The 5,067-nt window shown below is 65.4% G+C and carries 5 protein-coding genes and 1 pseudogene; 1 reads left to right on the top strand and 5 read right to left on the bottom strand.

The genetic code is table 11. The annotated features are described in order from the left end of the window. Window positions 1-63: 63 nt before the first annotated feature. Genes LI92_RS19710 through LI92_RS19695 form a run of 4 tightly spaced genes read right to left on the bottom strand, consistent with a single transcriptional unit; the run spans window position 64 to window position 4,055 of the window. Window positions 64-1,041 (bottom strand): Gfo/Idh/MocA family protein, encoded by a 978-nt coding sequence (locus LI92_RS19710; RefSeq protein ID WP_046321944.1) that lies wholly within the window; start codon window positions 1,039-1,041, stop codon window positions 64-66. A gap of 1 nt (window position 1,042) precedes the next feature. Further along, the gene (locus LI92_RS19705) at window positions 1,043-1,906 is read right to left on the bottom strand and encodes an SDR family NAD(P)-dependent oxidoreductase (RefSeq protein WP_046321942.1); all 864 of its coding nucleotides are present in this window, start codon (window positions 1,904-1,906) and stop codon (window positions 1,043-1,045) included. A 25-nt stretch (window positions 1,907-1,931) separates the two neighbouring features. Next, window positions 1,932-2,879: an NAD-dependent epimerase/dehydratase family protein gene (locus LI92_RS19700; protein WP_204368900.1), complete on the bottom strand. Its 948-nt coding sequence runs from the start codon at window positions 2,877-2,879 to the stop codon at window positions 1,932-1,934. A gap of 36 nt (window positions 2,880-2,915) precedes the next feature. Further along, window positions 2,916-4,055: a glycosyltransferase family 4 protein gene (locus LI92_RS19695; RefSeq protein ID WP_052740872.1), complete on the bottom strand. Its 1,140-nt coding sequence runs from the start codon at window positions 4,053-4,055 to the stop codon at window positions 2,916-2,918. Between the two features lie 180 nt (window positions 4,056-4,235). Between LI92_RS19695 and LI92_RS19690 the strand changes: the two genes are divergently transcribed. Further along, a complete protein-coding gene (locus tag LI92_RS19690) occupies window positions 4,236-4,856 on the top strand; it encodes a hypothetical protein (RefSeq protein WP_152665563.1) in 621 nt (206 codons plus the stop codon). A 30-nt stretch (window positions 4,857-4,886) separates the two neighbouring features. On the opposite strand, the pseudogene LI92_RS24185 reads toward LI92_RS19690, so the two are convergent. After that, window positions 4,887-5,067 (bottom strand): annotated as a pseudogene (locus tag LI92_RS24185) (class I SAM-dependent methyltransferase); the annotation flags it as partial.

The following is a 5,067-nucleotide window of genomic DNA, read 5'->3' as shown; positions in this document are numbered from 1 at the left end:
AATACGACGGCAGGTCGGTACCACCGCCGCCGAGGGAGATACGCAGGGGACTGCGGCTGATGATCACGGCTTGCTCGCTCGGTAGATGGTGTCGACCACGTCCAATGCCTTCACGGCGTCGTCCAACCCCCCGCATTGGGCCTCGCCCATCGAGATAGAGCGGGTAAACGCTGCGAATTCCAGCGCCCAGGACTCATCGGGGCCCGGGTACTCATGGATGACCGTCTCGGGCGGCCCCATCTCCGGCGACATCCGGTAATAGGACAGCCGCTCGGTGCCGTAGCTGCCACCCAGGCCCTCCACGTGCAGCTTGCCCGTCTTGCCGTACAACTCGAACGAGAAGGTGTTCTTCCACTCCGTCCAGCTGACGTGCAGCCAGGCCATCTGCTGCGCCGCGGTGCGCAGCGCCATGAAGCCGTTGTCATCGACGGGCATGTCCCAGAAGTAGGTGTGGGTGAAGCCCTCCACCCGGGCGAAATCGCCCAGAAACCACCGTGACAGGTCGATCAGGTGCATCCCCTGGTCCAGCAGCTCACCCCCACCCGCAATGCGGGGATCCGCGCGCCATTCCCGGTCGTAGCCCACCCGACCGCCGTGGCCGTAGCGCCCGCGCACGAACATCAGATCCCCCACGGCGCCACCGTCCACGTACTCCCGCGCCTTGCGGAATGCGGGGTGGAACCGGTGATTGAAGCCGACCTTGACGACGACCCGGTTGCGCTGGGCTGCCTCCACCAGGGGCGCCAGTTCTGCGGCGCTGCGCGCGCCCGGCTTCTCGACCAGAACGTGCTTGCCTTCCTCCGCCGCGGCGGTGGCGACCGCCGCCAGGAGGTGGTGGGGCGTGGACACCAGCACCGCGTCGACGTCCGCGCGAGCGACCGCGGCACGCCAATCGGTAGATGCGGTGGCCCCGGGGTGCAGCGCTGCCAGCGCCCGGGCCCTTCCGAGATCGGCGTCCACAGCGGCGGCGAGTCGATGGGCGCCCAGCAGCTTCGCGCGCTTGTGCCCGATCAGTCCACAGCCGACGATCGCAACGTCCATCTCAGCCCCAGTCCTCGCCGCGGTCTTTCGGCACGATGCGACGCAGCGTGTAGATGTCGCTCTTGGCCAACGCCGTCGCATGTGCGGGCAGGGTCTCCCACGGATCCCACACGGCGCTGATCAGCTTGCCGGTCAGTCCGCCGGAGCGCGCGGACGCCAGGAAGACGCACAGCGCCGCGGCCGAGTCCATCGACGCCCCACCCTGCTGCTTCTGCCTCACCGACTTCTCGTAGTAATCGGCTCCCACCCGTTGCGCCCCGGCGGACAGGACTTGCTCCAACAGACGCGTGTTGAGGGCTCCCGGTGCCACGGCGTTCACGTCGATGCCGTCCTGCCGGACCTCCTCGGCCAGGGTCTCGGTGAACCGGACCACCGCGGCCTTGGACGCGGCGTAGGCACTGATGCGCGGCATCGGCGCCGTGGCTCCACCGCCGGACAGATTGATGATCTTGCCGTGCCCAGCATTCTTCATGTGCGGCAATGCAGCCCGGCAGGGCAGCACGGTGCCCAGCAGGTTGATCTCGAGTGCCCGGGCCCACTCGCCCCAGTCCACATCTTCGAGCAGGCCCATCGGCCCATACACGCCCGCGTTGTTGACCAGAACATCCAGCCTTCCGAAAGCGTCGAGGGCACTACTCACCAAGCGCTCGGAATCCTCCGGCCGGGACACATCCGCCACGGCAGCCACCACCCTGCGGCCGGTGCGGGTGCATGCCGACAGTTGCCCACGCGCCTTGTCCAGGGCTTCTTCGCCACGGCCGCAGATCAATACGTCGGCCCCCTCGGCCGCGAAGGCGCCCGCAACCGCCAGCCCCAGGCCCTGGCTGCCGCCGGTCACCACGGCCGCCCGGCCGTCCAGCTTCATCGCGACATCCCCGGCCGGCCCGTCGTCACGACGAGCGCCTCTCCAGCAACCAGCGATTGTCCTCCAGATAGGTCAGGGTGCGCAGGACGGCCTCCCGGATGGTGAGCGTGGGCGTCCAGCCCAGTGAGCGAATTCTGTTGGTGTCCAGGAAGATGAACGGATTGTCGCCGACCCATCCGCGGTCGCCGCCGGCGTACAGGCGCCTGGGCGACACGCCCAGGGACTCCGTGATCCAGCCGATGGAGTCATCCACCTCGCAGTACTCGTCTGCGCCCAGGTTGAAGACATTGACGTTGTCGCGTGCCTTCTGCAGCGCCGTGAAGATTGCCGAGATGCAGTCTTGGATGTAGAGGTAGGACTTCCGCTGCTTGCCGTCGCCCAGGACCGGCAGTTCACCGGGGTTCTCCAGCAGGCATCTGTAGAAGTCGAACACGTGGCCGTGGGTATACCGTTCGCCCAGGATCGAGACAAAGCGGAAAATCCAGGCCTGGAAACCGAAGCCTTCACAAAACGCCGAGATCAAGCCCTCGCCGGCGAGCTTGGAGGCGGCGTAGAGCGAGGTCTGCACCGGAAACGGACAGGTCTCGGGCGTGGGGATCACCGCGGCCTCCCCGTAGACAGATCCGGTGGAGCTGAAGACGATCTTCTGGATTCCGTTGCCGCGCATGGCCTCCAGGACGTTGTAGGTCGCGATGGTGTTCTGCTCCAGGTCCTTGCGGGGATGCCGGGTGCCGAAGCGCACATCGGCATTGGCGGCCAGGTGAAAGACAATGTCCACACCGCTCATGGCCCGCGCCAGGGTTTCCTCGTCCAGCACGTCGCCCTGCACGAAGGTAAAGCTCGCAGACTTCCTGGCCTCGGCCAGGAACTCGTCGATGCCGGTGGACAGGTTGTCGTAAGCCACGACGTCGTCTCCGCGCTGCAGTAACCGGTCCACCAGGCTGCTGCCGATGAAGCCCGCCCCGCCTGTCACGAAGGCTCTCATCGCCCGGCCTTCTGCCGGCGTGCCTCAACACTCGACATTGCGCTGAGCCGCGATCTTTTCCAGGACTTCCAATGTCTTTTCGGCGGTCGTCGTCCACGAGAACGCGTTCAATCGGGCTTTCCCCAAGCTCACCAGCTGCGCTCGGCGACCGGGAACGGTGACGACGTCGACCAGCCCACGGGCGATGGACTCCGCACTCGTGGGATCTACCAGCTCGGCGGCGTCACCCACGACCTCAGGAAGGCTGGAGGCGCGGGCCGCCACCACCGGACATCCCAGCGCCATCGCCTCGAGCACCGGATGTCCGAATGTCTCGTAAAGGGACGGCATGACGAAGACATCGGCACCGGTGTAGAGATCCTCCAAGTCGTCCCGCGGCACTCGCCCCGGCAGCCGGACCGCGTCGGCCACCCCGAAAGCCATGGCGTGGCGGGCCAGATCATCGCGCGACATTCCCGGGGTGTCGCTGCCGACGATCACCAGGTCGTGGGGCAAACCGTCCTGCCTCAGGATGCTGAATGCCTCGATGAGGCGAACGACGTTCTTGTAGGGGTAGAACGCCCCGACGCACAGGATGTATGGCCGTGCGGCCTCCGGCGCCGGACGGTGGTTGTCGTTCGGGGTGAAAATCAGGCCGTGGTGGACCGCGTGGACTTTCCCGGGATCCACACCGAGCCAACGGATCACGTCCTGTCGGGAATGCTCCGATACGGTGATGACGGCATCGGCCCGGCGCACCGCGTTGGCCACCCCCCAGCGCAGGTAGTTCCGCTGCAGGAAGCCATAGGACTCCGGGACGAACTTGAACTGTGTCGACTGAACCACCACCGCCGACGGCATCCGGAGGCGTGGCGGCAGGGTGTTGCAGATACCCAGGTAGACATCACCATTCGTCCGACGGATCGCCGACGGGTAGCGGGTCCGTTCGTAGAGAACCCGCCTCAGTCGGGTGCGCGGCACCGAGCGCAACCGCACAACCTCCAGGTTCGGATCGGGCGACAGGTCGAAGGAGGCGTTCCACTCCGGCGTCAGAAGTACGAAGCGATGCTGCGGGGCGACCCGCAACATCGCCGTCAGCAGGCTCTCGAGATACGTCCGCATGCCGCCGATAGCGCCGGCCGACGTGGAGTCCCCCGGTGAAACATTGTCGATGACGATTCTCATCCCGATATATGCTAACGGTCGCCAACAGTTTAGGGAACACACTTGTTTATGGCGGTTCCTTGTCGCGGTGATTATCATCGGACGGAAAGGACCGCTGATGCGTGTAATTCAGGCTGTCGCGCCTCCGACGAGAACACACGGTCACCAATGAGCGACCGTAACGTCGCCGTCGCGGCACGGTTGAACTTCGAAGTCCTTCCAGACGGTCCGGCACCGGAGAACTTCGGCCCCGGCCCAGCCCTGCGGACAACCAACCCGCCCGATGACACGTCCACCGAACTGAAGGTCGTGGGCGGCAAGCTGACGAACGAGTCCACGGTAGACGGCTGCGCGGCCGGCTACTACACGTCGGCGAGCCTGGGTGCGCCAATCACGACCATCGGCGCGCGCTGGACGTTCACCCCGCGGGGCGGAACTCCCGGCGCGATGGCACTGCTGGTCTCGCAGCATCCGCTATACCCGGGATTTCCAGTGCATTTGGTCATCGCAGCAAACCTGTGGACCTTCGGTGTCTGGGCACCCGATCGGCCGGCACCGGACGGGCTGCAAACGCTGCGATGGCAGGACTTCGGTGTGCCGCTCGAACAGGACGGCAAGCACGTCCACCAGACCCAGGTCGAACTGCGGGGCGAGCGGGCAGTCATCGATCTACCAGACGGCCGACAGGAGATAGTCCGGGATCATCGCATCGCCGACTGGGCAGGACCCTACGCGACATTCGAAATATCCTTGAAGCACGGCCTGACGGATTCACGGATTGGATTCACTGAAATCTGGGCGGAGAGCCGATGGCACCGATGATCGCAGATATCAGTTAATTACTCTAACCACTCAGTATTTTCTGATGTAAATGAGGAGTGTCGGCTGCAGCGCTGCCGGTAAAAATTTATGCGCCCACTTGAACAGGCGGTACAGGTAAGGGTTCCCAAAATGGTAACCGGGTTCGGCGGCCCAACCTGCCGTGAAGATCTCCGCGCCCCCGCCGAACGCCTTCCGCAGCGCCCGCCGCGTG

Source organism: Mycobacterium sp. UM_Kg1, assembly GCF_000972925.1.
GTDB lineage: Bacteria > Actinomycetota > Actinomycetes > Mycobacteriales > Mycobacteriaceae > Mycobacterium > Mycobacterium hiberniae.
Note: the sequence above shows the minus strand (reverse complement) of the source record. Positions and strands in the feature narration are given on the sequence as shown.

What these genes read in the sequence shown, in the direction of transcription:
- LI92_RS19710 (WP_046321944.1), bottom strand. Translation starts at nt 1,041, where the DNA reads ATGGACGTTGCGATCGTCGGCTGTGGACTGATCGGGCACAAGCGCGCG.
- LI92_RS19705 (WP_046321942.1), bottom strand. Translation starts at nt 1,906, where the DNA reads ATGAAGCTGGACGGCCGGGCGGCCGTGGTGACCGGCGGCAGCCAGGGC.
- LI92_RS19695 (WP_052740872.1), bottom strand. Translation starts at nt 4,055, where the DNA reads ATGAGAATCGTCATCGACAATGTTTCACCGGGGGACTCCACGTCGGCC.